General features: G+C 52.1%; 3 protein-coding genes. All 3 read left to right on the top strand.

Features of this window, described 5'->3' with window-relative positions; genetic code table 11:
• Nucleotides 1–154: 154 nt before the first annotated feature.
• The gene (locus tag EKM94_RS12140) at nucleotides 155–1,459 is read left to right on the top strand and encodes an MFS transporter (protein WP_225422235.1); all 1,305 of its coding nucleotides are present in this window, start codon (nucleotides 155–157) and stop codon (nucleotides 1,457–1,459) included.
• 24 nt (nucleotides 1,460–1,483) lie between these two features.
• Entirely contained in the window at nucleotides 1,484–1,636 is a 153-nt protein-coding gene (locus EKM94_RS12545; RefSeq protein ID WP_164511242.1) for a hypothetical protein, read from the top strand.
• A 91-nt stretch (nucleotides 1,637–1,727) separates the two neighbouring features.
• A complete protein-coding gene (locus tag EKM94_RS12145) occupies nucleotides 1,728–3,038 on the top strand; it encodes an NCS2 family permease (RefSeq protein ID WP_125602395.1) in 1,311 nt (436 codons plus the stop codon).
• Nucleotides 3,039–3,367 lie beyond the last annotated feature (329 nt).

The raw sequence follows: 3,367 nt of genomic DNA on the forward strand, positions 1-3,367 counted from the left end.
CACTCGGCAACATGTCAAAAGAGACGGTTGCCAACTATATTCAAAATCAGAGAACAGAAAGGGGCAAGGCGGGACGACCAAGCAAGAAAGCTAACTAGCGTTAGCAAGTGCAGGCTTTCCTCCTCTGACTAAAGTCTGAGGTTTCCCGCCCAAAATTGTAATGAAAGTTTTCGGAGTGACCACGGCGACTGTTCAGTGGATGACCACGTTATATTTGTTGATCGTGGCGATCATGATGCCGTTCTCCGCTTTATTGAAACGGTCCTACCCGGCGAAGAAACTGTTCTTGGTGGCCAATTTATTGTTCCTCGGCGGGATCGTGCTTGATTATTTCGCGCCGAGTTTCGCGCTACTCTTATTAGGCCGGGCGATTCAGGGGCTAGGGACGGGGATTGCCTTACCCTTGATGTTCAATATTATTTTGGAACAGGTTCCAGCCAGCAAAGTCGGGATGATGATGGGCATCGGCACTTTGATCACCGCGATTGCGCCAGCGATCGGGCCGGTTTTCGGCGGCGTCGTCGTGACCAAAATGAGCTGGCGCGCGATCTTCCTCTTCTTGGTGCCGGTGTTGCTGATTTCCTTAGGGTTAGGGCTGACTTGCTTGGAACAAAAACACCCGGTTCACCGACAAAAAGTTGATTTACCCAGCTTGGTCGCGATCATTGCCCTTTTCGGCGGCGCAATCTATGGCGCTAATGCGATGGGCGCGGCGGGGATCGGCAGTCGTCAAGTCTGGTTGTCCTTTGCCCTAGCGTTGCTGGGATTGATCGGGTTGATCTGGCGCAGTCAACGGATCGCGGCGCCGATCTTGGACTTGAAAGTTTTCCGTCATCGCCGGTTCAGCATCAATTTGGTTGGGTTTGTCCTGTTTCAAATGACGGCCTTGGGCTTGTCGTTTATCGTCCCCAACTATATTCAGTTAGTGGATCAGCAGTCGGCCTTGACGGCGGGATTGACCGTCTTGCCGGGCGCGGCCATCGGGGCGTTGCTGGCGCCATTCGGTGGGCGCATCTACGACCGCGTTGGGGCGGCGAAACCCATTATCCTCGGGTCGTGCCTGTCTTTGGTAGGGTTGATCCTCTTTGCGCTTTGGGGACAAAATCTGTCCTTGGGTGCGATCAATTTATTCTATGTTATTTACATGTTAGGCACAGGCATCGGGTTCGGCAATGTGATGACCGTCGGGTTGAAAAGCTTGCCTGAGGCGGAACAGACCGACGGCAACGCGATCATGACGACGATGCAGCAGTTCGCGGCGGCGTTGGGAACGGCGATCGTTTCAGCAATCATTAGCCAAGCCCAACAAGGCGCTGGCGACTTGCGCCAGGCCACAGCTCGCGGGTCGCAACAGGGCTTGGCCGTGCAGGCGGTCTTTGTTCTGATCGAACTGATCTGCATGATCATTGTCACCCGCACCCCTAAGTCACCAACCCAGTCATCATCAGACGAATACTAGTGAACATCTGAAAAAGGTCGAGTCATGATCCTGAACTTTGGCGTCAACGCCAGAGCAGGGCGGACCGGCCTTTTTTTCGTGGTTGGCGGCATTGTCAGCTTTATTTGCGTTGGCTGCGTTGAATTGACAGGAATGGCCGCCGCACCGCTGGGCAAAATCCTCCAAAAAAATAAATAATGTTTGTCTTTACAAACTTGCTTCAGTTTATTATGATAAAAGATGGTTTTTAAAAATGTAAAACACGAACATTAGATTAGAGGAAATGAAAATGCGGGCAAAACTGGAACATTACTTCATGTTTGATCAACTCAAGACCAATTGGCGTCGTGAGGTCTTGGCGGGGTTAACCACCTTTGTTAGTATGTGTTATATCCTATTCGTCAATCCCAGCGTTTTAGGCGCGGCGGGAATGGATAAAGGGGCGGTTTTCACCGCCACGGCCTTGGCCAGCGCCTTCGGGTGTTTGGTCATGGGGATTTTTGCGAAATATCCGATTGCTTCGGCGCCGGCTCTGGGCATCAATGCGTTTTTTGCGTATACCGTGGTGATCGGGATGAAGGTGCCCTGGCAAACTGCTTTGGCCGGCGTATTCGTCGCTTCGTTGATCTTTATCTTGATTACGATCTTGAAATTACGGGAAAAGATCATCAACGCGATTCCCGCTGATTTGAAATTCGCGATTTCTGCCGGGATCGGCTTGTTTATCGCTTTTATTGGGTTGCATGACGGCGGCTTGATTGTCGCCAATAAATCGACGGTGGTTGGTTTGGGTTCGTTGCAGACGCCGACTACTTGGCTGACGATTTTTGGGTTGATCATCACCGTCATCCTGATGATCCGGCAGGTGCCTGGCGCGATTTTCGTGGGAATGGTTTTGACCTCGGCCTTGGGCATGGTAACTGGCTTGATTGCCTTGCCTAAAGGGATCCTCTCACCAGCGCCCAGCCTGGCCCCAACTTTCGGCGTTGCCTTAAAAAACGTTGGTCAGATCAATAGTTTACAATTGTGGGTGGTGGTCTTGACCTTCCTGCTGGTGACCTTCTTTGACACAGCGGGGACCTTGGTGGGGTTGGCGCAACAGGCTGGCTTCATGAAAGATAACAAAATGCCGCGGGTTGGTAAGGCCTTGGCGGCGGATTCGTCGGCCATGTTTGTTGGCTCGATTTTAGGGACCTCTCCGGTTGGCGCCTATGTGGAATCATCCGCGGGCATCGCGGTTGGCGGTCGGTCAGGAGTTACCGCGATCAGCGCCGGCCTCTTTTTCATCTTGGGGATGTTCTTCTCACCATTGTTGGCCGTGGTCACCAGTCAAGTGACCGCGCCAGCTCTGATTATTGTTGGCGTCTTGATGGCCGCCAACTTGGCGCACATCGACTGGTTCAAGCTAGAGATCGCGGTGCCTGCCTTCCTGATCCTGATCGGTATGCCGCTGACCTACTCGATTTCAGACGGAATGGCTCTGGGAATGATCACCTATCCCATCATGATGATCGCAGCCAAACGCGGCAAGGAAGTCTCCGGCGTCATGTACGCCTTAGCCCTCATCTTCATCGGCTTCCTCTGGATTTTGAATATTTAGGGAACAGAGTGCGGAACGCAACGGGTTGACTTTGAGCATTAGCCTAGCTAGGATTTTTAAGGCCGGTCCATGCCACCAGAAGCCAAGCGTAGTTAAGCACAGAAGTCAGTTGCGGTGAGTACGTTTGAATCGACCTGCATAGCTCCTGAGCATTAGCCTCGTCCAAAGCGGGCGAGGCTATTTTATTAGTGTCTTTAGACCCAGTTGAGCCCGCGAAGCGCGCGAAACAAAAAACCACCCGCTATGCGGGTGGATAACAATAGGGTTATACCAAAACGTCCTCCCAAGATATAGAATGGAGGTGTTCAAAGCCAAACCATTCAAAATTG

The organism is Lapidilactobacillus achengensis (assembly GCF_003946655.1).
GTDB lineage: Bacteria > Bacillota > Bacilli > Lactobacillales > Lactobacillaceae > Lapidilactobacillus > Lapidilactobacillus achengensis.